Consider the following 627-nt stretch of genomic DNA (forward strand, 5'->3'; position numbering starts at 1 on the left):
AGCTCGGCCTGAAATCATTGGTGCGGCCAAAGAAATACCGGTCTTACAGAGGTAACGTGGGACACACCGCCCCCAACGTGCTGGAACGGCAATTTGACGCGGATGGCATGCATCAGAAATGGGTAACTGATGTGACGGAATTTAACGTCGCAGGAGAGAAACTGTACCTGTCTCCGGTGATGGATTTGTATAACAGGGAAATTATTGCCTTTGAGACAGCCAGGCGCCCCGTTTATGAACTCGTCGGGAAGATGTTAAAGAATGCCCTGGTCAAGCTCAAAGCACACCAAAAACCTGTCTTGCATTCTGATCAGGGGTGGCAGTACCGCATGCTTGCCTACCAGCGTGCGTTACAGCAGAAACAGGTCGTGCAAAGCATGTCACGTAAGGGCAATTGTATCGACAATGCGGCTATGGAGAGTTTCTTCGCCGTGTTGAAGTCAGAGTTCTTCTATCTCAACAAATTTAGCAGTGTTGAAGAACTGCAAGCAGGCATCAAGGATTATATTCACTACTATAATCACGACCGGATCAAGGTCAAACTAAAAGGACTGAGTCCTGTGCAATACAGAATTCAGTCCTTGGCTACTTAAATAATTAAACGTCCAACTTTACGGGGTCACTTCA

Annotated in this window: 1 protein-coding gene; it reads left to right on the forward strand. The window is 47.2% G+C overall.

Features of this window, described 5'->3' with window-relative positions; translation table 11 throughout:
- The coding region (locus ACO0LI_RS30620) for an IS3 family transposase (protein ID WP_423037704.1) at nucleotides 1-593 on the forward strand (593 nt) is incomplete at its 5' end.
- Nucleotides 594-627 lie beyond the last annotated feature (34 nt).

It is taken from the genome of Undibacterium sp. Tian12W (genome assembly GCF_049339405.1).
Lineage (GTDB): Bacteria > Pseudomonadota > Gammaproteobacteria > Burkholderiales > Burkholderiaceae_D > Undibacterium.